At 67.5% G+C, this 19,641-nt stretch carries 19 protein-coding genes; 13 read left to right on the forward strand and 6 right to left on the reverse strand.

The features are described 5' to 3' along the window. Positions 1 to 60 precede the first annotated feature (60 nt). Positions 61 to 1,146 (forward strand): tartrate dehydrogenase, encoded by a 1,086-nt coding sequence (locus AB4Z37_RS09995; protein ID WP_441516571.1) that lies wholly within the window; start codon positions 61 to 63, stop codon positions 1,144 to 1,146. A 282-nt stretch (positions 1,147 to 1,428) separates the two neighbouring features. Further along, on the forward strand, positions 1,429 to 3,798 hold the full coding sequence (locus tag AB4Z37_RS10000) for an efflux RND transporter permease subunit (RefSeq protein WP_441516572.1): 2,370 nt from the start codon (positions 1,429 to 1,431) through the stop codon (positions 3,796 to 3,798). A gap of 88 nt (positions 3,799 to 3,886) precedes the next feature. On the opposite strand, the gene AB4Z37_RS10005 is transcribed toward AB4Z37_RS10000, so the two are convergent. Beyond that, positions 3,887 to 4,384, reverse strand: coding sequence for a hypothetical protein (locus AB4Z37_RS10005; RefSeq protein ID WP_441516573.1), 498 nt, complete (start codon positions 4,382 to 4,384; stop codon positions 3,887 to 3,889). Between the two features lie 340 nt (positions 4,385 to 4,724). On the opposite strand from AB4Z37_RS10005, the gene AB4Z37_RS10010 reads away from it, so the two are divergent. Together AB4Z37_RS10010 and AB4Z37_RS10015 are read left to right on the forward strand one after the other, a co-directional pair. Further along, positions 4,725 to 5,648, forward strand: coding sequence for a 2-dehydro-3-deoxygalactonokinase (locus tag AB4Z37_RS10010; protein ID WP_441516574.1), 924 nt, complete (start codon positions 4,725 to 4,727; stop codon positions 5,646 to 5,648). Positions 5,649 to 5,797: 149 nt separating this feature from the next. Then, positions 5,798 to 7,108, forward strand: a complete 1,311-nt coding sequence (locus AB4Z37_RS10015) for an MFS family transporter (RefSeq protein ID WP_441516575.1) — start codon at positions 5,798 to 5,800, stop codon at positions 7,106 to 7,108. A gap of 72 nt (positions 7,109 to 7,180) precedes the next feature. Here AB4Z37_RS10015 and AB4Z37_RS10020 read toward each other — a convergent pair whose 3' ends face one another. From AB4Z37_RS10020 to AB4Z37_RS10035, 4 genes are all read right to left on the reverse strand, one after another. Next, positions 7,181 to 8,692, reverse strand: coding sequence for an MFS transporter (locus AB4Z37_RS10020; RefSeq protein ID WP_441516576.1), 1,512 nt, complete (start codon positions 8,690 to 8,692; stop codon positions 7,181 to 7,183). Positions 8,693 to 8,807: 115 nt separating this feature from the next. Further along, a complete protein-coding gene (locus tag AB4Z37_RS10025) occupies positions 8,808 to 8,948 on the reverse strand; it encodes a hypothetical protein (protein ID WP_441516577.1) in 141 nt (46 codons plus the stop codon). Between the two features lie 10 nt (positions 8,949 to 8,958). Beyond that, on the reverse strand, positions 8,959 to 10,179 hold the full coding sequence (locus tag AB4Z37_RS10030) for an aminotransferase class I/II-fold pyridoxal phosphate-dependent enzyme (RefSeq protein WP_441516578.1): 1,221 nt from the start codon (positions 10,177 to 10,179) through the stop codon (positions 8,959 to 8,961). A 5-nt stretch (positions 10,180 to 10,184) separates the two neighbouring features. Continuing rightward, the gene (locus AB4Z37_RS10035) at positions 10,185 to 10,568 is read right to left on the reverse strand and encodes a tautomerase family protein (protein ID WP_441516579.1); all 384 of its coding nucleotides are present in this window, start codon (positions 10,566 to 10,568) and stop codon (positions 10,185 to 10,187) included. 93 nt (positions 10,569 to 10,661) lie between these two features. On the opposite strand from AB4Z37_RS10035, the gene AB4Z37_RS10040 reads away from it, so the two are divergent. From AB4Z37_RS10040 to AB4Z37_RS10080, 9 genes are all read left to right on the forward strand, one after another. Beyond that, positions 10,662 to 11,519 carry a LysR substrate-binding domain-containing protein gene (locus AB4Z37_RS10040; RefSeq protein WP_441516580.1) on the forward strand — a complete coding sequence of 286 codons (858 nt, stop codon included), beginning with the start codon at positions 10,662 to 10,664 and terminating at the stop codon, positions 11,517 to 11,519. Positions 11,520 to 11,587: 68 nt separating this feature from the next. Next, the gene (locus AB4Z37_RS10045; protein WP_441516581.1) at positions 11,588 to 12,184 is read left to right on the forward strand and encodes a YdcF family protein; all 597 of its coding nucleotides are present in this window, start codon (positions 11,588 to 11,590) and stop codon (positions 12,182 to 12,184) included. A gap of 77 nt (positions 12,185 to 12,261) precedes the next feature. Continuing rightward, positions 12,262 to 13,410 (forward strand): ABC transporter substrate-binding protein, encoded by a 1,149-nt coding sequence (locus tag AB4Z37_RS10050; protein WP_441516582.1) that lies wholly within the window; start codon positions 12,262 to 12,264, stop codon positions 13,408 to 13,410. A gap of 36 nt (positions 13,411 to 13,446) precedes the next feature. Then, positions 13,447 to 14,310 (forward strand): branched-chain amino acid ABC transporter permease, encoded by an 864-nt coding sequence (locus tag AB4Z37_RS10055; RefSeq protein ID WP_441516583.1) that lies wholly within the window; start codon positions 13,447 to 13,449, stop codon positions 14,308 to 14,310. Further along, a complete protein-coding gene (locus tag AB4Z37_RS10060) occupies positions 14,307 to 15,164 on the forward strand; it encodes a branched-chain amino acid ABC transporter permease (RefSeq protein ID WP_441516584.1) in 858 nt (285 codons plus the stop codon). The genes AB4Z37_RS10055 and AB4Z37_RS10060 overlap by 4 nt, the downstream gene beginning before the upstream one ends. Further along, positions 15,161 to 15,928: an ABC transporter ATP-binding protein gene (locus AB4Z37_RS10065; protein ID WP_441516585.1), complete on the forward strand. Its 768-nt coding sequence runs from the start codon at positions 15,161 to 15,163 to the stop codon at positions 15,926 to 15,928. Before AB4Z37_RS10060 ends, AB4Z37_RS10065 begins: the two co-directional genes overlap by 4 nt. Further along, positions 15,921 to 16,628, forward strand: a complete 708-nt coding sequence (locus tag AB4Z37_RS10070; RefSeq protein WP_441516586.1) for an ABC transporter ATP-binding protein — start codon at positions 15,921 to 15,923, stop codon at positions 16,626 to 16,628. Before AB4Z37_RS10065 ends, AB4Z37_RS10070 begins: the two co-directional genes overlap by 8 nt. Continuing rightward, complete coding sequence (hutC, locus tag AB4Z37_RS10075; RefSeq protein ID WP_441516587.1) at positions 16,628 to 17,353, forward strand: histidine utilization repressor; 726 nt, start codon at positions 16,628 to 16,630, stop codon at positions 17,351 to 17,353. The genes AB4Z37_RS10070 and hutC overlap by 1 nt, the downstream gene beginning before the upstream one ends. Before the next feature lie 88 nt (positions 17,354 to 17,441). Continuing rightward, entirely contained in the window at positions 17,442 to 17,723 is a 282-nt protein-coding gene (locus AB4Z37_RS10080; protein WP_441516588.1) for a DUF1330 domain-containing protein, read from the forward strand. A gap of 234 nt (positions 17,724 to 17,957) precedes the next feature. Here AB4Z37_RS10080 and hutU read toward each other — a convergent pair whose 3' ends face one another. Beyond that, the gene (gene hutU / locus AB4Z37_RS10085) at positions 17,958 to 19,631 is read right to left on the reverse strand and encodes a urocanate hydratase (protein WP_441516589.1); all 1,674 of its coding nucleotides are present in this window, start codon (positions 19,629 to 19,631) and stop codon (positions 17,958 to 17,960) included. Positions 19,632 to 19,641 lie beyond the last annotated feature (10 nt).

A 19,641-nucleotide genomic window follows, 5' to 3' on the forward strand; every position in this document is an offset into this window, starting at 1 on the left:
GAATCGGATCACCAGCGCGTCACATCGCGCGCGCCCTGCAGCTTCGAGAGGATCAGTGAGATGGCCAGCACCGGCAGCAACCGCAAATACAGGATCGCCGTGATTGCCGGCGATGGCATCGGCAAGGAGACGGTGCCGGAGGGGCTGCGGGTGCTGGAGGCGGCGGCGGCGAAGCACAAGTTCGAGCTCGAGCTCGATACCTTCGACTTCTCGTCCTACGACTACTACGCCAGGCACGGCCAGATGATGCCGGACGACTGGAAGGCCCAGATCGGCGGCCATGACGCGATCTTCTTCGGCGCTGTCGGCTGGCCGGAAAAGATTCCGGATCACATTTCGCTGTGGGGGTCGCTGATCCTGTTCCGGCGCGAGTTCGACCAGTACGTCAACCTGCGCCCGGTGCGGCTGATGCCGGGGGTGCGCTCGCCGCTCGCCGGCCGCAAGCCCGGCGACATCGACTTCTTCGTGGTGCGCGAGAACACCGAGGGCGAGTATTCGGCGATCGGCGGCCGGGCGTTTCCCGGCACCGAGCGCGAGTTCGTGGTGCAGGAGACCATCATGACCCGCACCGGCGTCGACCGCATCCTGAAGTTCGCCTTCGACCTCGCCCAAAAGCGCGACAAGAAGCACCTGACCTCGGCGACCAAGTCCAACGGCATCTCGATCTCGATGCCGTACTGGGACGAGCGGGTGGAGGAGATGGCCAGGGCGTATCCCGACGTGCGCTGGGACAAGTATCACATCGATATCCTGACCGCGCATTTCGTCATGAACCCGGATCGCTTCGACGTGGTGGTGGCCTCCAACCTGTTCGGCGACATCCTGTCCGACCTCGGGCCGGCCTGCACCGGCACCATCGGCATCGCGCCGTCGGGCAACATCAATCCCGAGCGCAAGTTTCCCTCGCTGTTCGAGCCGGTGCACGGCTCGGCGCCGGATATCGCCGGCCAGGGCATCGCCAATCCGGTCGGCCAGATCTGGTCGGCGGCGATGATGCTCGACCATCTCGGCGAGCCGGAGGCCGGCAAGGCGGTGGTCGCGGCCATCGAGGCGGTACTCAAGGAAGACAAGCTGCGCACCCGCGACCTCGGCGGCGGCGCCGATACCGTGACCTGCGGCAAGGCGATCGCCGACGCGCTGAGCTGACAACCGGCGGCCGTCCTGCCCGACCGGCCGGCGGCCCGGTCACTTCGTCGCGACCCTGGCCGCCCTGGCCAGGGTCCTGCCCAAAAACGCCGTTTTCAGAGCCAAGCTGCGTCCGGCCGCCCCACCCAGGGCGGGCGTGGGCGCGCGCCGTCCCGTCATGCGAGGCGGCGTTACAACAGCGGGCAACCCAATGCCCGGAGGGTCATGATGGTTGTCCCTATTTTCATCAAAGTTTGCTAGACCCGATCATCGGTTATTCGTCGGTACGGACACGGATTTCGCATGCTTGACCCGAAACAGATCAACGTCGGTGCGGAAGAAACGGCCGCCCGTCGCGCCCTCAGCATTGCGTTCGGGATCGAGCGAATCGGCCTGTTGCCGATGCGGGCGCCGATCCTGTCCTGCATCATCCTGGTGGCGCTGTGCATCGGTGCCTTTTTCGGCCTGCAGCGCATCAAGATCGATGATTCGCTGAGCCAGTTGTTCCGCTCCGAGACCCGCGAGTACAAGCAGTACGAGGCGGTGACCAAGCGCTTCCCCTCCACCGAGTTCGACGTGCTCGTGGTGGTCGAAGGCAAGACCCTGCTGGAGCGGCAGAACCTCGAGAAGCTGCGCGACCTCGTCACCGACCTGCAGCTGGTCGACGGCACCCGCGGCATCATCTCGCTGTTCTCGGCGCGCCAGGCACCGGCGCCGGGCCAGTTCCCGGCGGCGCTGTTCCCTCAGAAGCTGCCCGAGGGCGCCGACTACGACAAGTTCATCGCGACGGTGAAATCGAACGAGATCATCCGCGGCAAGCTGCTGTCGGATGACGGCACGCTGGCGCTGATCGTGCTGGCGGTCGAGCCCTCGGTGGTCTCCAGCAAGGGGCTGGGCGCCACCGTCGGCGATATCCGCAAGCTCATGCAGGAGGACCTCGGCGACACCGGGTTGTCGGTGCAGCTGTCTGGCGTGCCCGTGATGCAGCTCGAGATCCGTAACGCGGTGGAGCGCGACGGCCTGATCTACAATGCCGCCGGCATCCTCGCCGGCTGCCTGATCGCCATCGCGTTCTTCCGCAAGATCTCGTTCATGGTCATCGCAGCGTTCCCGCCGCTGCTCGCCATCCTGCTGGCGCTGGGCGGCCTCGGCTGGGCCGGCTTCAGCCTCAACATGTTCCTCAACGTGATGACGCCGCTGATCATGGTGATCAGCTTCTCCGACTCCATGCAGCTGACCTTCGCCGCCCGCGACCGCCTGATCGCCGGCGAGGACAAGCGCACCGCGTTCGCCAATGCGGTGCGGGTGGTCGGGCCGGCCTGCGTGCTGACCCACGCCACCGCCGGCATCTCGTTCCTGGCGCTGCAGTTCTCCAACTCCGACCTGATCCGCGCATTCGGCGAGGCGGGCCTTGCCGCCACCATCATCGCGCTGCTCGCGGTGCTGTCGTTCGTGCCGGTGTTCGGCGTGCTGCTGGTCCGTGGCGAGCAGAAATTCGCCGCCAAGTTCAAGTCCGCGGACGCCGGCGTCACCGCGTTGCGCAACTTCTGCGCCTGGATCGCGGTGCGCATGGTCAGTCGCCCCGGCCTGTTCAGCCTGATCGCCGTGGTCGTGGTCGGCGGGCTGGCGCTGATCTACTCCCAGCTCGAGCCGCGCTATCGCCTCGCCGACCAGGTACCGGACAAGCAGCAGGCGGTCGCTGCCTCGGGCCGGCTCGATGCCAAGCTGACCGGCGCCAACCCGATCGACGTGCTGATCGAATTCCCCAAGGGGGCCTCGCTCTACGCTCCGGACACGCTGCAGACCATCGCCGACGTCCATGCGCTGGTGGAGAAGCAGGCTGGGGTCGGTAACGTCTGGTCACTGGAGACGCTGCGCCGCTGGCTCGCCGAGAAGGCCGGCTCCCATGATGTGGCGACACTCAAGGAGTATGTCGACGTCATCCCCGACCACCTCAAGCACCGCTTCCTCTCGGCGGAGCAGGATGCGGTGGTGGTGTCGGCACGGGTGCCCGACAAGGACTCCAGCCAGATCCTGCCGGTGGTGGAGAATCTCGACAAGGCGATGGATGCGGTGCGCGCCAAGCATCCCGGCTTCGAGATTGCGGTCACCGGCCTGTCGGCGATTGCGGCGCGCAACAGCGCCAGCATGATCGAGAAGCTCAATTCCGGCCTCACCATCGAGTTCGCGTTCGTCGCGGTGTTCATCGGCCTCGCGTTCCGCTCGGTGGTGGTGATGTTCTCCAGCATCCTGCCCGGCATCTTCCCGGTGGTGATGTCGGGCACCGTGCTGTGGGCCTTCGGTGAGGGGCTGCAGTTCGCGAGCGTGGTGGCGCTGACGGTGTCGTTCGGCCTCGGGTTGTCCGCCACCATCCACTTCCTCAACCGCCTGCGGCTGGAAAGCGCGCCGGGGTCAGACCCCGCGGTCGCGGTCGAGCGCGCCACCGTGCTGGTCGGCCCGGCGCTGATCCTGACCACGGTGGTGCTGGCCTGCGGCCTCGTGGTGATGGTGTTCTCCGACCTGCCGTCGCTGCGGCTGTTCGGCTGGCTCAGCGCCTTCTCGATGATCGCGGCGCTGATCGCCGACCTGTTCATCCTGCGGCCGACCGCGATGTTCCTGATCAGTCTGGGGCACAAGGTGCGCGCCGCGGTGCTGGGGCCGGCGAAGACCTGAGGCGCCCTGCTGTCCGCTATCCGAAAAGCGAAACGGCGGCCCGAGGGCCGCCGTTGTGCTATCCGGCTCGGTCGATCCGGCGGCGGCGTCAGCGCGCCAGCGTGATCTGCACGCCCCTGAACTGGGTGTTCTGGGAATTGATGGCGATGGTCTGCCTGTTGCCGCGAGCGGTCACGCGCAGCTCGGCGGCGAAGCCGTTGGCAGTGACCAGCGCGTTGAACTGGCCGTCGCTGGCGCGGCCTTCGACGCCGCCATTGATGCCGCGGCTGGCTTCGCTCCAGGTGCCGGTCAGGCTGCCGCTGCGGTTGGTGACGTCGCTCGACAGGTCAAAGCGATAGCTGTCGCTGGCACAGCGCAGCACCTGCTGCAGGGTGTTGCCGTCGGAGCCGACCGTGTAGGTGGCGCGGCAGCGGATGCGTTCGCTGGCGCCATCGGCGATCTGCACCGTGCCGGTGCCCGACCAGCTGCCGCTCATCCCGGCGAACGGGCCGGACTGGGCATGGCTCGGCGACGCCGCGAGCAGACCCGCCGTGACACAGGCCGCCGTCATCACGTGCCAGAGCATCTTCGAACCGAACGCTGTCATATGAGGTCCCTGCTATCCATCCAGTGCCGGGGTGATGCCCGATCGTCAGTCATCAGCTTAGTCGCGGGGCGTTACCAAGGGTTCAAGCTCCGCTGCCACATTGTCCGTCCGCAGCACAGTTGCAACCGCGTTCGGACCGCGACGGCTCCGCGAGATGCCTCCGTTGCTTTGCAATGGCTTCAAATCACAATGCAGGATGACGGTAAAAAATGAAACTTTCCAGCGCCGACGCAGCGCAGTCAGGCGCCGTCGAGCAATTGTGCACTTGAAATATCAATCAGCGCCGTGCCAATCCTGCAGGTGCTTGCTGATGACAGCGCGACGACAGACGGAGACGGGGGTGGCGGCCGAACCTGCCTGGATAGCGGTCGACTGGGGCACCTCGAACCTGCGTCTGTGGGGGCTCGATCCCGCGGGCGCGGTGCTGTTCTCCGGCGCCTCGGATCGGGGCATGGGCCGCCTGACCCGTGATGGCTATCCGGCGGCGCTGGCGGCGGTGCTCGCCGATCGTGTCGCGCCCGATGGCCCGGCGATCGACGTCATCGTCTGCGGCATGGCAGGTGCGCGGCAGGGCTGGATGGAAGCGCCGTACCTGCCGACGCCGGCCGATCTCGACGACCTCGCGGCGAAGGCCGTGCATCCCGATCCCGGCGCCACGCGTCTTCGTGCCCGCATCCTGCCCGGCTTGTGCCAGACCGGGATAGGTCATGAGGATGTGATGCGTGGCGAGGAGACCCAACTGCTCGGCCTTGCCGCGCTGCAGCCGGGCTTTTCGGGGCTCGTCTGCATGCCCGGCACCCACTGCAAATGGGCGCGGCTCGACGGGCGGCGTGTCGCGCGTTTCACCTCGGCGATGACGGGCGAGCTGTTCGAACTGTTGCAGCTGCACTCGGTGCTGCGGCATTCGCTGAATGGTGCAGACGATCCTGTGGCGCGCGAGCAGGGCCTCGATGAAGGGCTCGCCATCGGGTTGACCGCGCCGGAGCAGTTGATGAGCCGCCTGTTCAAGGTGCGCGCCGCCTCGCTGCTGTCGGACCGGCCGCCGGCATGGTGCGCGGGCTTCCTGTCCGGGCTGCTGGTTGGCAGCGAGGTCGGCGGCCAGCGCGCCGACCTCGGGCATGACGAGATTCCGCTGATCGGCGGCGCCGCGCTGGCGCGGATCTACGCCCGGGCACTGGCCATGATCGGGGTGCGCTCGCGCCATGTCGATGCCGCGGACGCGGTGCTGGCGGGGCTTGCTGCAGCGCGGAAGGCGGGCGCCTAGCGCAGCGGTTCGACATTCGCCCCGACGGGGCGGATAGCGGCCGTGGACGGCTCCTCGACTTAGTGCCGACGGGAACCCGGTGCAGGGCGACTCGCTTCCGGGCGCTAAACCCAGTATGCCGGCTGTCCGAGTCATGAGGAGAATGATTGATGACCGCAACCGCGACGCCTGCCATCGGGGACAGCGCCGACCGCCGCCGACGTATCTTTGCGATCTTCGGCTCCTCCTCCGGCAACCTGGTGGAATGGTACGACTTCTACGCCTACGCGTTCACCGCGCTGTACTTCGCGCCGTCGTTCTTCCCCAAGGACGACCAGACCACACAATTGCTGTATGCCGCAGCGGTGTTCGCTGTCGGCTTCCTGATGCGGCCGATCGGCGGCTACCTGTTCGGCTTCATCGCCGACAAGTTCGGCCGCAAGACCTCGATGATGATCTCGGTGCTGATGATGTGCGCCGGCTCGCTCGCCATCGCGGTGATGCCGACCTACCACAGCATCGGCGGCCTCGCACCGGTGCTGCTGCTGCTGGCTCGCTTGATGCAGGGCCTGTCGGTCGGCGGCGAGTATGGCACCAGCGCGACCTATATGAGTGAGGTGGCGCTGCCGGGGCGGCGCGGCTTCTTCGCCTCGTTCCAGTACGTCACGCTGATCGGAGGCCAGCTGCTGGCGTCGCTGGTGATCCTGCTCGTGCAGCAGTCGATGACCGACGTCGAGCTGCGCGCCTGGGGTTGGCGTATCCCGTTCTTCATCGGCGCCGCCTGCGCAGTGGTGGCGTTCCTGTTGCGGCGCGCGCTACACGAGACCTCGTCGGCCGAGACGCGGGCGCGCAAGGAGGCGGGTTCGCTCAGCGAGCTGTTCGGCAAGCACAGCCGCGCCTTCCTGATCGTGCTCGGCTACACCGCCGGCGGCTCGCTGATCTTCTACACTTTCACCACCTACATGCAGAAATACCTGGTCAACACCGCCCACATGAACGACCGCACGGCCAACCTCGTCATGACCGCGGTGCTGTTCACCTACATGATCCTGCAGCCGCCGTTTGGCGCCTTCGCCGACAAGTTCGGCCGCAAGACCGCGATGCTGCTGTTCGGCGGCCTGGCGACGGTCTTCACCGTGCCGCTGATGTATGCCATCGGCGGCGTCAGCAGTCCCTATGCAGCTTATGGCCTGATCATCGCGGCGCTGGCGATCGTGTCGTTCTACACCTCGATCAGCGGCCTCGTGAAAGCCGAGATGTTCCCGACCGAAGTGCGCGCCCTCGGCGTCGGCCTTGCCTACGCCATCGCCAACGCCATCTTCGGCGGCTCGGCGGAGTACGTCGCGCTGTGGTTCAAGAACGCAGGCGTCGAGACCTACTTCTACTGGTACGTCACCGCGATGTGCGCGATCGCGTTCCTGTCCGCGGTGGTGATGGCTGACTCGCGCACCCACGGCTACCTGCGCGGCGAGGAGCACTGAGGCCGCACCACGGCGCCGGACAACCAAAGGCCGTCGCCTCGGGCGACGGCCTTTTTTTGTTGGCGCGCGCGGTCAGGCGCTGCAGGTGGCGCGCTGCGCCGCCGGGCGGAAGGTGAGGTAGCTCGCCGCCGCGAGGGTCCAGACGCCGAGCCCGCCATAGAGCAGCACCGTGCCGAAGCCGCTCACCAGGGCGGCGTGGACGAGATCGGCGGAAGCACCGGGCAGGTCGGCGACGTGCCCGGCGGCGATGCGTCCGGCAAGGTCGTGCAGCGGCAGGCCAGCCGCGCCATCGGGCAGGGCGTCGCGCAATGTCGCGAGGATGCCGCGTTCGAGCAGGAAGCCCATCACCGCGATGTTGATCGCCAGCGAAATCAGTCGCGCGCTCATGTCGAGGCCGGACGCCATCCCGGCGCGTTCGGGCGACACCGATCCGGTGGTGGTGTTGGTCACCGGGGTGTTGGTAATGCCAAGGCCAATGCCGGCGAGCAGCGCGCCCGGCAGCATGGTCAGCCAGCTGGCCTGCGCGGCCGCACTACCGAATCGCATCAGCAGGAAGCCGGCGCCGATGGTGATGAGGCCGGCGGGAATGACGACGCCAGGCCGGTAGCGCAGCGCCAGCCGTTCGCCGAGCGGCGGGAACACCAGCGTCGGCAACGTATAGGCGAGCAGCGACAGCCCCGCGGTCACCGCGTCATAGCCGAGGCCGCTCTGGAAATAGATCGGCAGATAGATCATGAACGGCCAGAAGCTGAAGTTCATACCCATCGAGCCGAGCAGCGCGCCGGAGAAGCTGCGGATGCGGAACACCGAGGCATCGAACATCGGATGAAGGCTTGCCCGCTCGATCAGCACGAAGGCGACGAGGCTGACGGCTGCAGCCGCAAGGATCGCGACGCCGGCGACGCTGGCAAAGCCGAGATCGGGGCCCTGCGTGATGTAGAAGGTCAGCCCGAACACCGCGATCGATAGCGTGGCGATGCCGGGAAGATCTATGCGGCCCGCGTTCGGGTCACGGGACTCCTCGACGCCTGCGGCGATCAGCACCAGCGTCACCACGGCGACGACCGCATGGATCAGGAACACCCATGGCCAGCCGGACAGCGCGACGATCAGGCCGCCGATGATCGGGCCGAAGCCGAGTCCGATGCCGAACACGATGCCCCACAGGCCGAACGCCCGGCCGCGCGCGGCAGGCTCCCGGAATTGATGCGACAGGATGGCGATCTGGCAGATCAGCATCGCGCCGCCGCTCAGGCCCTGCAGGAAGCGGCTGGCGATCAGCGCTCCTGCACTCGGGGCGAAGCCGCACAGCAGCGAGGTGATGCCGAACGCCACCACGGTGACGACCAGCAGGCGGCGCCGCCCGAAACGGTCCGCGAGCGCGCCGGTCGGCATCAGCACCGTGGTGCAGGCGATGGTGTAGGCGTTCATGATCCATTGCATGTCGCGGAAGCTGCCGTGCAGCACCTGCTCGAGGGTCGGCAGGATTGTTGGCACGCTGGAGATTTCCAGGCCGAACATCAGCGAGGCGAGGCAGATGGCGGCGAGGGCGAGCGCGTTCTTGATGGATGGAGAGAGGGGCATCGGTTGACATTCCAGGTTGGGCAGAGGGGCGCGACCGTAAAGCCGGCGAGCGCCAGGTCGCTCGCCGGAAACGGACGTGATCATGAGAGCGCGGCGTGTTCTGCCGCGGCTGGATCTAGAAGCCGAGCAGGCGCGCGACGTGCAGCACGGCGCCGGTGAGGCCGAGCACCAGGGCTGCGCCGGCGACGAGGCCCATCACGCAGGCGGCGAGATCGGCGCCGGCGTCGATCTGTCGAGATGACATGCGCTTTGACATCGCGACCTCCTCAGCGGAGCTGTGTGCAGGCGCGACCGATCTGCGCGCCGGCGGCGGCGAGAACCGGCAGAGCATAGCCGAAGCTCATGCGAATATAGGGCGACAGGCCGTTGTCGCTGCCCGGATGCACGGCGACGCCGGCGGCGTCGAGCAGGTAGACGGCGACATCACGGTCGGTGGCAAGCCGCATCCCGTCCGGCGTGGTGCGGCCGATCAGGTCGGCGCAGGAGGCGAAGAGGTAGAGCGCGCCTTCGGGCGCGGTACAGGACAGCCCTTCGCACCGGTTGATCAATGCAATGACCGCGTCGCGCCGCCCTTCGAGCTCCGCGACCCGCGCGCGCAGCAGGTCCTGCGGCCCCGTCAGCGCGGCGATCGCCGCTGCCTGGCTGATCGAGGAGGCGCATGATGTCGTCAGCGACTGGATCTTGGCGATCTCAGCGATCAGCGTGGCCGGGCCGGCGGCGTAGCCGATGCGCCAGCCTGTCATGGCATAGGCCTTGGCAACGCCACTGACGGTGAGGATGCGGTCGCGCAGCTGCGGCGCGACGGCGGCGAAAGTGGGTGCGCGGCGGCCGCCGTAGACAATGTGCTCGTAGAGACCGTCGGCGAGGATCGAAATCCGCGGATGGTCCTGCAGCAGGGCGGCGAGCGCGGCGAGGTCGCTCTCGGAATAGACGGCGCCGGTCGGATTGACCGGATTGTTGAGGATCAGCCAGCGGGTGCGCGGGGTGATCGCGGCGGCAAGGTCCTCGGGCCGTAGCCGGAAGCCGTTGTTCTGCGGGCACGCCACCGTCACCGGCACGCCGTCGGCGAGGCGCACCTGGTCGAGATAGGGCGCCCAGTAGGGCGCCGGCACGATGACCTCGTCGCCGGGCGCGAGGGTGGCGAGCAGCGCGTTGTACAGCGCCTGGATCGAGCCGTTGCAGACCGCGATCTCCTCGCGGGTGAAAGCGAGGCCATGGTCGCGCGCGAGGGCTGCACGCACCGCATCCTTCATCTCGGGCGAGCCGTCAGTGCTGGTGTAGTGGGTCTCGCCGCGCAGTGCGGCGGCATGGGCGGCCGCGATGACACGGTCGGGCGTGGCGAAGTCGAGCTCGCCCGACGACATGTCGATGACGGTGCGGCCTGTGGCCCGCAGAGCGGCGATCCGGCGGCGCAGCACCGCGACGGGCGCCGGGGCGATGCGGCTGCTGCGCGGAGACAGCAGCGGCTGATGCAGGGCAATGGTCATGGCGGTCAATCCCGGACGTATTGCGCGAGGCCGTGCCCGAACGACCAGTTCTCCGGCAGCACCTCGACGAGGCTGATGAAGATGTCTTCGGGGCGCAGCCCGGGGCTGTCGGTCAGCCGCTCGGCGATGCGGCGGTACAGCGCCTGCTTCTGCGCCACGGTGCGGGTGTTGCTGACGGTGATCTGGATGATGACGAGGTCGTCGCTGCGATCGATGCCGAGATAGCCACCGTAGGAAAAGTCGGTGGCGTCGTGCTCGGTCAGGACCATGAAGCGATCATCTTCGGGGTACCCGAAGGCCTCGCGCAAGGCGCGATGGAGGCTGTCGAGCAGGGCCGCGCGATAGGCGGCAGGCTTGCCCCGGCGCAGGAAGACGCGGGTGAGCGGCATGGCAGGTTCCTTGTTGCTGGCCATGCTGAAGGTAGCCTTCCACCCGGCATTTAAAAACGATATGATTGGATATTTCAGTCATTGAGAAATGTAATGGTTGGCAGGGCACTCGATCTCGAAGCGGTTCAGGCATTCGTGCTGGTGGCGGAGCTGAAGAGCTTCACCCGCGCGGCAGAAGCGATGGGGTCGACGCAGTCCGCGGTCAGCCTCAAGATCAAGCGGCTGGAGAGCGGCATCGGCCGCCATCTGATCGAGCGCACGCCACGGCTGGTGCGCCTGTCGTCGGACGGCGAGACCTTTCTGTGTGCCGCGCGCCAGCTCGTCGCCGCCCATGAATCCGCGCTTACCGCCTTCACCACCGAGCGGCGGCGGCTCACCGTCGGCATCAGCCATCACATCGTCGGCGCCGAGCTGCCGCACCTGCTGAAGCGGCTGAACAGCTCCGACCCGACGCTGGTGGTGGAGCTGCGCGTCGCCGCCTCGCGCGAGGTGCTGGCGGAGTTCGACGACGGCCGGCTGGATGCGGCGATCGTGCTCCGCCATGACCGCACCGGCCGCCAGGGCGAGGTGCTGTTCACCGAGGGCTTCGGCTGGATCTCGGCGCCGGACTTCAGCTACGCGGCGGGCGAGCGGCTGCGTCTTGCCACCCAGGCGGAGCCGTGCAGCGTGCGCGCCATGGCGGTCAAGGCGCTCGACGATGCCGGCATTTCCTGGACAGAAGTTTTCGTCGGCGGCGGCACCGCCACCATCGGCGCGGCGGTGTCTGCGGGTCTTGCGGTGGCGGCGCTGGCGCGGCGGGTGGCGCCGGCGGGCACCATCGATGTCGGGCCGCAGCTCGGCCTGCCGCGCCTGCCGTCACGCGAGGTGATGCTGTACACCACCGCAGCCGATGCGCCCGCGCGCGCCGCGATGCGGCTGCTATCGGCGAGCTTTCGTGCGATGGCGGCGTAACGCCGCGTGACATCGGCCGCAATGTGAAGTGATTGGCAGGGCCCGTGGCGTCTCGCCATGATCGGCCGATGATCCCGTCCGACGACAGGCCGAGCGACGCCGAGATCGCGACGATCAATGCGCGGCATCTCGCGGTCACGCCGCTGAAGCCGGCCGACCTGCTGTTCGTGTTCGGCTCGCGCGAGGGCGTGGCGCTGCGCGTGGCCTCCGCCGCGCGGCTGTGGCGCGCGGGATTCTTCCGCCGGGCGATCGTCAGCGGCGGTGTCACGCCCGGTGGCGCGCTGTCGGAATGCGCGGTGATCAAGGCGGCGATGGTGGAAGCGGGCGTGCCGGGCGAACTGATCCTCGAGGAGCTTGCGGCGACCAACACCGGCGAGAACGTCATTTTGTCGCTGCCGGTGCTCGACGCCGAGGTCGGGCTCGACCGGATCCACAGCGTCATCTGCCTCGGCAATGCCTGGACCGCGCGGCGCTACCCGATGACGCTTCACCGCCACTGGCCGGCCGTCGAGAAAATGCTTTTGACCGTCAACAGCTTCGGAGTTCCAATGGCGTCCTGGCCCGACCATCCGGTGCTGCGCGCGCTGGTGCTCGCGGAATGGGCGAAGATCGAGCCTTACAAGCGCAACGGTTTCATCGCCGACTGGCCGGCGATCGGCGTTTGAGGCCTCAAGGATTCGCCGCTTGACTGCCGTGGCGGCCCCGCTAGTCTAAGCATGTCTATACAACCTGGGAGGGTTCAGTGCGCAGTCCGGTTCAACTCGTCAGTGCGGTCATTGTTGCGGCGTCGCTCGGTACAGCGGCTCACGCGCAGGACGCGATCAAGATCGGTTTCCATGCTCCGCTCACCGGCTTCGCCGCGGCGGACGGCAAGTCGGCGAAGCAGGGCGCCGAACTCGCGGTGCAGCAGGCCAATGCGGCCGGCGGCATCGGCGGCAAGAAGATCGAGCTCGTCAGCTATGACGACGAGGGCAAGCCGGAAAACGCCATTCCGGTGGCCAACAAGCTGATCGGCCAGGACAAGGTGGTGGCCACCGTGTCGGGCAGCTATTCCGGCCCGACCCGCGCCGCCGCCGCTGTGTTCCAGCGCGCCGGCATGCCCTATCTGTCGGCCTACGCGATCCATCCGGACATCACCCGCGCCGGCGACTTCGTGTTCCGCACCGGCACCATGGGTGAGGTGCAGGGCCGCGCCGGCGCCAAGCTGGTCGGCGAGACGCTGAAGAAAAAGAAGGTCGAGATCGTCGCCGTCAACAACGACTTCGGCCAGGCGCTGACCGCCGGCTTCAAGGAAGCGGCGCCGAAGTTCGGCCTGGAGATCGTCGGCGAGCGCACCTTCGGCATGCCCGACCGCCAGTTCGGCCCGCTGGTGACCCAGATCAAGGCCGACAATCCCGATGTGATCTACGCGCCGGGCTACTTCTTCAATGCCGGCCCCCTCGTGGCGCAGCTGCGCGCCGCGGGCGTCACCGCCGACATCATCGGCCAGGAAGGCTACGACAGCCAGCGCTTCATCGAGATCGCCGGCAAGGCCTCCGAGGGCGTGATCGTCACCACCTCGCTCGACCGCGACTCGCAGTCGCCGGCGACCCGCGCCTTCATCGACAACTACGAGAAGGAGTTCAAGGATCGCGTCGACATGGTTGCGGCCTCCGGCTACACGGCGATGTCGGTGGCGATCGAGGCGCTGAAAAAGGCCGGTACGCAGGACGGCAAGGCGGTTCGCGATACCATCCGCGGCAACAGCTTCGACACCGCGATCGGCAAGCTGTCGTTCAACAGCCTCGGCGAGGTCAAGAAGGCCGTGCAGGTGCAGGTCGTCAAGGACGGCAACTTCCACCGCTATGGCGTGATCGACGACCTGCAGTACCTCACCCCGCCCGAAAAATAAGCCTGCCCGGTCGGCGGCGAGCGAAGATAACCGCGTATGCTTCACATCGAACTGGTGCTCCAGGGCCTCGTCAACGGCAGCATGTATGCTGTCGTTGCCGTCGGCCTCACCCTGATCTACGGGTTGCTGCGCGTCCTGCATGTCGCCCATGCCGGCCTGTTCACGCTCGGCGCCTACATCACCGTGCTGATCACCAACGCCACCGGTAACCTCGTGCTCGGCACGCTGGTGTCGATGGTGGTGGTCGGCATCGTCGGCATGGTGGTGTACCGCCTGCTCTATGAGCCGCTGCTCAAGCAGCCTCCCTACGTCGCGCTGATCGCCTCGATCGGGTTGTTCATCGCGATGGAGGAGGGCTACCGCATCCTGTTCGGGCCCTACGGCAACTCCTTCACCACCACCTGGTTGACCGAGCGCGTGTCGCTCGGGCCGATCAGCCTCGCGGCCGCCGATCTCGCCATGCTGCTCGGCGCCATCGTGCTGCTGACCTTCCTGGCGCTGCTGATGGGCCGAACCCGGCTCGGCATGTCGTGGCGCGCCACCGTCACCGATCCGGCGATGGCGCGTTCGTTCGGCGTCGACACCATCAAGGTGCGCTACGGCATCTTCTTCCTCGCCTCGGTGTTCGCCGCCGCCGCCGGTTCGCTGGTGTCGGTGCTCAACAACCTGGTCGAGCCGACCATGGGCAGCGTGCCGAGCTACAAGTCGCTGGCCATCATCGTGCTCGGCGGCCTCGGCAACATCGGCGGCACGCTGATCGCGGCGCTGCTGCTCGGCGTCATCGAGGCCTACGGCACGATCTATTCCGGCGCCTATCTCGATCGTGATGCCATCGCCTTCGTGTTCCTGATCGCGGTGCTGATGGTCCGCCCGCAGGGCCTGTTCGGAGCAAGGGCATGACGCTTGGCGCTTATGAAGTCTCGCTGATCGTCATCGTGGCGATCAATGTCATGCTCGCACTGAGCCTGAACATCATCACCGGCCTGTGCGGCCAGGTGTCGCTGGGCCATGCCGCGTTCTTCGGCGTCGGCGCCTATGCCGCCGCGGTGCTGGCGCGCAACGGCGTGCCGTTCGCCGCGGTGCTGCCGCTCGCCGGCCTCGTCGGCTGCGCGGTGGGGCTGCTGGTCGGCCTCGCCTCGCTGCGGGTGCGCGCCGACTTCCTCGCGATCACCACCATGGGCGTAGGCTTCGTGTTCGTCGGTTTCGTGCGCAAGCAGAACTGGCTCGGTGCCGAGATGGGGCTGTCGGACATTCCCGATCACGGGCTCGGCGACGTCGGCTTCGTGCTGGTCAGCCTCGCCATCGTCGCCGCCATCGTGCTGCTGTCGGTCTACATCAAGCGCAGCTGGCTTGGCTTCGGCTTTGCCGCGGTTGCCGACGATGAAGACACCAGCCGCACGCTCGGCGTCGATTCCGCCGCCTACAAGCTCACCGCCTTCGTGGTCGGCACCTTCCTCGCCGCCGTCGCGGGCGCGACCTATGCCTATTTCACTCGCTTCCTGGTCCCCGGCGCGTTCGGCTTCACCATCTCGATCAGCATCCTCGCCATGGTGATCGTCGGTGGCGTCGGCTCGGTCTGGGGTGTGATCGTGGCTGCCGTGGTGCTGACCATGCTGCCCGAGTTCGTCCGCGTCGCCAACGACTACAAGATCTTCATCTATGGCGTGCTGCTGGTGCTGACCATGCGGTTCGCACCGGGCGGCCTCGCCGGCCTCGTCGACAGCTTGCGGCGCAAGGGAGGAGGTGCGGCATGACCGGCGCTGTTCCTGTTCTCAAGCTCGAGGCGATCTCGGTCCGGTTCGGCGGCATCGCGGCGCTCAGCGGCGTCGACTTCGCGCTCAACCAGGGTGAGCTGCTCGGCCTGATCGGCCCCAACGGCGCCGGCAAGACCACGCTGCTGCGCACCGTGATCGGCGTGGTGCGGCCGACCGAAGGCCGCGTCTTCCTGCAGGGCCGCGACGTCACCCCGCTCGGCGTCGATCGCCGCGCCCGTCAGGGCATCGCGCTGACCCACCAGATCGTCAAGCCGTTCCGCGGCATGAGCGTGCTCGACAATGTCGTGTTCGCCGCCGGCCATGCCAAGACCGGCAGCGTGCTGCGCGCGCTCACCAGCCACTCGCGCGCCGCCGAGACCGCGCGGGCCCGCGAATTGCTCGCGCTGGTCGGCATCGAGGCCTATGCGCAGTCGTCGCCCAACGCGTTGCCGCTCGGCGCGCTGAAGCGGCTCGAGGTCGCGCGCGCGCTCGCCACCGACCCCAAGATCCTGCTGCTCGACGAGCCGCTCGCCGGCCTCAACCACATCGAGGCCGAGCGCCTCGCCGATACCTTCCAGCGGCTCAATGCCGGCGGCGTCACCATGGTGCTGATCGAGCACAATCTCGGCCAGGTCGCGCGCATCTGCCCGCGGGTGGTGGTGCTCGACAATGGCCACAAGATCGGCGAGGGGCCGACCCGCGACATGCTGTCGGATCCCGCGGTGATCGCCGCCTATGTCGGCAAGGAGGTGGTCGATGCTTGAGGTCAAGGATCTGGTCTGTGGCTACGGCCACCTCGTCGCCGTGCACGGTGTCAGCTTCTCGGTCGCCAAGGGCGAGGCGCTGGCGATCCTCGGCGCCAACGGCGCCGGCAAGACCTCGACGCTGATGGCGCTCGCCGGCCATGTCGAGGTCAAGGGCGGCAGCATCACCTTCGCCGACGAGGACGTCACCCGCGCGAGCCCGATGCAGCGCTGCGGCCGCGGCATCGCCATCACGCCGGAAGGCCGCCGCCTGTTCAGCGACATGACGGTGCGCGAGAACCTGATCGTCGGCGGCTATTCCCGCGCCGGTGCGCGCACCAAGGCCAACATGGAGCATGTGCTCGAGCTGTTCCCGCGCCTCAAGGAGCGGCTGCACAACCGTGCCGGCGGCCTGTCGGGCGGCGAGCAGCAGATGGTGTCGATCGGCCGCGCCATGATGGCCGAGCCCAAGCTGCTGCTGATCGACGAGGTGTCGCTGGGATTGATGCCGAAGAACGTCGACATCTGCTACGAGGCGCTCGACAAGCTGCGCAGCACCGGGCTGACGCTGATCCTGGTGGAACAGAGCCTGTCGCGGGTGTTGTCGATCGCCGACCGGGTCTGCGTGCTGGATTCCGGCACGCTGGCGTGGAGCGGCAGCGCCAGCGAGGCGCGCGGTAATCCCGAGATTCTCGACGCCTATATGGGCGGAGCCCATTGATGGCGAGTCTCCCGAAACCCGCGCGTGCGTTCCTTCAAGGGCCGCCCTATGCGCAGGTGAAGGAGTATGTGCTCAAGCAGATCCAGAGCGGTGCCTGGCTCGAAGGCGAGATGATCCCGTCCGAGCATCAGCTCGCTGAGCAGTTCGGCCTGTCGCGGATGACGGTCAATCGCGCGCTGCGCGAACTGACCGCCGACCAGATCCTGCACCGCGTGCAGGGCACCGGCACTTTCGTGGCGCTGCGCAAGTACGAATCCACCGTGGTCGAGATCCGCAGCCTGTCGCAGGATATCGCCGAGCGCGGCCACGCCCACCGCGCCGCGGTGGTCGTGCATCGCAAGGAGCGCCCGGCCGACACCGTGCACGGGCTGTTCGAGCGCAAGCACGCATCGCTGTTTCACTCGGTGCTGGTGCACTACGAGAACGGCACGCCGATCCAGCTCGAAGACCGCTTCGTCAATCCCGAGCTGTTTCCGCACTATCTCGATCAGGATTTCACCCAGCTGACGCCGAACGAGTATCTCACCCGTGTCGCGCCGATCGAGCGGGTGGAATTCCGCATCGAGGCGCTGATGCCGGACAGCGAGAACGCCACGCGCCTGGCGATGGCGCCCGGCGAGCCGTGCCTCGTGCTCAACCGCCGGACCTGGTCGTTCGGCCAGGTCGCCTCAGCCACCGCACTGTGGCATCCGGGCTCGCGCTACCGCTTTTCCGGCAGCTTCTGACAGCGCTGTTGTCATCGCTGGCCGCTTGCCAGCAAGGCGTTTTTCGGCCTAGTCTAATTGTATAGACAATTAAACCCGGAGGACGTCCATGYCAGTTTTCATTGTGTCGCGCGTCGATATCGAGGATCCAGAGCGGATGGCGGCCTACATGCAGGCGGCGCCTGCGACGGTCGCCGCGTTCGGCGGCACCTACATCGTGCGCAGCGGCAACATCGAGGTGGTCGAGGGCGACCAGCGCTGCGACCGCGTGGTGGTGCTGGAATTTCCGACCCGCGAGCAGGCGCTCGCCTGGTACCATTCGCAGGACTATCGCCCGCTGCGCGACGCGCGCTGGGAGGCGGCCAAGGCCAGCATCATGCTGGTGGGCTGAGGACGTCTCTTCAACACATGCCTGGCGCACAAAAAAGCGCCCCGCGAGGAGGTCGCGGGGCGCTGCGGGGTATCCGTCGTGCCGGGTGGAAAGCCGGCGCGCGCCGTCACCACCAGTTGGGTCTCGTCACGCCCGGCGCTGGGCCGGGCGTCCATGTCGTCGCGGCATGGGAGCAGGACGACATGGACGGCCGGGGGAGGGACCGGCCGTGACGAACGCGGTGGACCGACGGCTTCACGAGGCCTTGGCGCGCAGGCTCGGCATGTCGAGCCCGTTGCGCGCGGCGCAGTCGATCGCGATCTGATAACCCGCGTCGGCGTGGCGCATCACGCCGGTGGCGGGGTCGTTCCAGAGAATGCGGCCGATCTTCTCGCTGGCTTCCGGCGTGCCGTCGGCGATCAGCGCGATGCCGGAGTGCTGCGAATAGCCCATGCCGACGCCGCCGCCGTGATGGAACGACACCCAGGTGGCGCCGCAGGCGGAGTTGAGCAGGGCGTTGAGGATCGGCCAGTCGGATACGGCGTCCGAGCCGTCGAGCATGCCTTCGGTCTCGCGCATCGGCGAGGCGACCGAGCCGGAATCCATGTGGTCGCGGCCGATCACGATCGGCGCCTTGAGCTCGCCGCGCGCGACCATCTCGTTGAAGGCGAGGCCGACGCGGTGGCGATCGCCGAGGCCGAGCCAGCAGATGCGCGCCGGCAGTCCCTGGAACTTGATGTGCGCGCGCGCCTTGTCGAGCCACTGATTGAGGAAGGCGTCGTGCGGCATCAGCTCGCGCACCTTGGCGTCGGTCTTGTAGATGTCCTCGGGATCGCCCGACAGCGCCACCCAGCGGAACGGGCCTTTGCCCTCGCAGAACAGCGGCCGGACATAGGCCTCGACGAAGCCGGGATAGTCGAAGGCGTTGGCGACGCCCTTCTCCTTGGCCATGGCGCGGATGTTGTTGCCGTAGTCGATGGCGATCGAGCCCTTGGCCTTGAAGTCGAGGATGCAGCGCACCTGCTGGGCCATCGCTTCCTTGGCGGCGTCGGCGGTGCCTTCGGGATCGCGCTCCTGGCGATCGAGCCACTGCTCCAGCGTCCAGCCGATCGGGATGTAGCCGTGCGCCGGATCGTGCGCCGAGGTCTGGTCAGTGACGACATCGGGCACGAGGCCGCGCTGCAGGATCTCCTGGAACACCTCGGCGGCGTTGCCGACAAGGCCGACCGACACCGGCTTGCCGGTCTTTTTCGCTTCATCGATCATTGCCAGCGCCTCGTCGAGGGTGGTGGCGGAGCGGTCGAGATAGCCGGTGCGCTTGCGGAATTCGATGCGGCTCGGCTGGCACTCGACGACGATGATCGAGGCGCCGGCCATGGTGGCGGCCAGCGGCTGCGCGCCGCCCATGCCGCCGAGGCCCGCGGTGAGGAACCAGCGGCCGGCGAGGCTGCCGCCGAAGTGGCGGCGGCCGATCTCGGAGAAGGTCTCGAACGTGCCCTGCACGATGCCCTGCGAGCCGATGTAGATCCATGAGCCGGCCGTCATCTGGCCGTACATGGTCAGGCCCTTGCGATCGAGCTCGTTGAAATGCTCCCAGGTCGACCACTTCGGCACGAGGTTGCCGTTGGCGATGATCACGCGTGGTGCGCCGGGATGAGTCGGGAACACGCCGACCGGCTTGCCCGACTGCACCAGCAGCGTCTGGTTGTCGTCGAGGCGCTTGAGCACATCGACGATCTGGTCGAACGCCTGCCAGCTGCGCGCCGCGCGGCCGATGCCGCCATAGACCACGAGCTCCTCGGGGCGCTCGGCGACGTCGGGATCGAGGTTGTTCATCAGGAGGCGCAGCGGCCCCTCGGTGTGCCAGCTCTTCGTCGTGAGCTCGGCTCCGCGCGGGGCGCGGATGATGCGGTCGTTCTTGCGCAGCATGGTGTTTCCT

This window comes from Bradyrhizobium sp. 2TAF24 (assembly GCF_052115025.1).
Lineage (GTDB): Bacteria > Pseudomonadota > Alphaproteobacteria > Rhizobiales > Xanthobacteraceae > Bradyrhizobium_A.

Bases quoted from the DNA above. Each gene is read 5' to 3' on its own strand.
- AB4Z37_RS10040 (WP_441516580.1), top strand. From the start codon at position 10,662: ATGGTTGGCAGGGCACTCGATCTCGAAGCGGTTCAGGCATTCGTGCTG.
- AB4Z37_RS10070 (WP_441516586.1), top strand. From the start codon at position 15,921: ATGCTTGAGGTCAAGGATCTGGTCTGTGGCTACGGCCACCTCGTCGCC.
- AB4Z37_RS10015 (WP_441516575.1), top strand. From the start codon at position 5,798: ATGACCGCAACCGCGACGCCTGCCATCGGGGACAGCGCCGACCGCCGC.
- AB4Z37_RS10045 (WP_441516581.1), top strand. From the start codon at position 11,588: ATGATCCCGTCCGACGACAGGCCGAGCGACGCCGAGATCGCGACGATC.
- AB4Z37_RS10060 (WP_441516584.1), top strand. From the start codon at position 14,307: ATGACGCTTGGCGCTTATGAAGTCTCGCTGATCGTCATCGTGGCGATC.
- AB4Z37_RS10000 (WP_441516572.1), top strand. From the start codon at position 1,429: ATGCTTGACCCGAAACAGATCAACGTCGGTGCGGAAGAAACGGCCGCC.
- AB4Z37_RS10035 (WP_441516579.1), bottom strand. From the start codon at position 10,568: ATGCCGCTCACCCGCGTCTTCCTGCGCCGGGGCAAGCCTGCCGCCTAT.
- AB4Z37_RS10065 (WP_441516585.1), top strand. From the start codon at position 15,161: ATGACCGGCGCTGTTCCTGTTCTCAAGCTCGAGGCGATCTCGGTCCGG.
- AB4Z37_RS10025 (WP_441516577.1), bottom strand. From the start codon at position 8,948: ATGTCAAAGCGCATGTCATCTCGACAGATCGACGCCGGCGCCGATCTC.
- AB4Z37_RS10055 (WP_441516583.1), top strand. From the start codon at position 13,447: ATGCTTCACATCGAACTGGTGCTCCAGGGCCTCGTCAACGGCAGCATG.
- AB4Z37_RS10020 (WP_441516576.1), bottom strand. From the start codon at position 8,692: ATGCCCCTCTCTCCATCCATCAAGAACGCGCTCGCCCTCGCCGCCATC.
- AB4Z37_RS09995 (WP_441516571.1), top strand. From the start codon at position 61: ATGGCCAGCACCGGCAGCAACCGCAAATACAGGATCGCCGTGATTGCC.
- hutU (WP_441516589.1), bottom strand. From the start codon at position 19,631: ATGCTGCGCAAGAACGACCGCATCATCCGCGCCCCGCGCGGAGCCGAG.
- hutC (WP_441516587.1), top strand. From the start codon at position 16,628: ATGGCGAGTCTCCCGAAACCCGCGCGTGCGTTCCTTCAAGGGCCGCCC.
- AB4Z37_RS10005 (WP_441516573.1), bottom strand. From the start codon at position 4,384: ATGACAGCGTTCGGTTCGAAGATGCTCTGGCACGTGATGACGGCGGCC.
- AB4Z37_RS10030 (WP_441516578.1), bottom strand. From the start codon at position 10,179: ATGACCATTGCCCTGCATCAGCCGCTGCTGTCTCCGCGCAGCAGCCGC.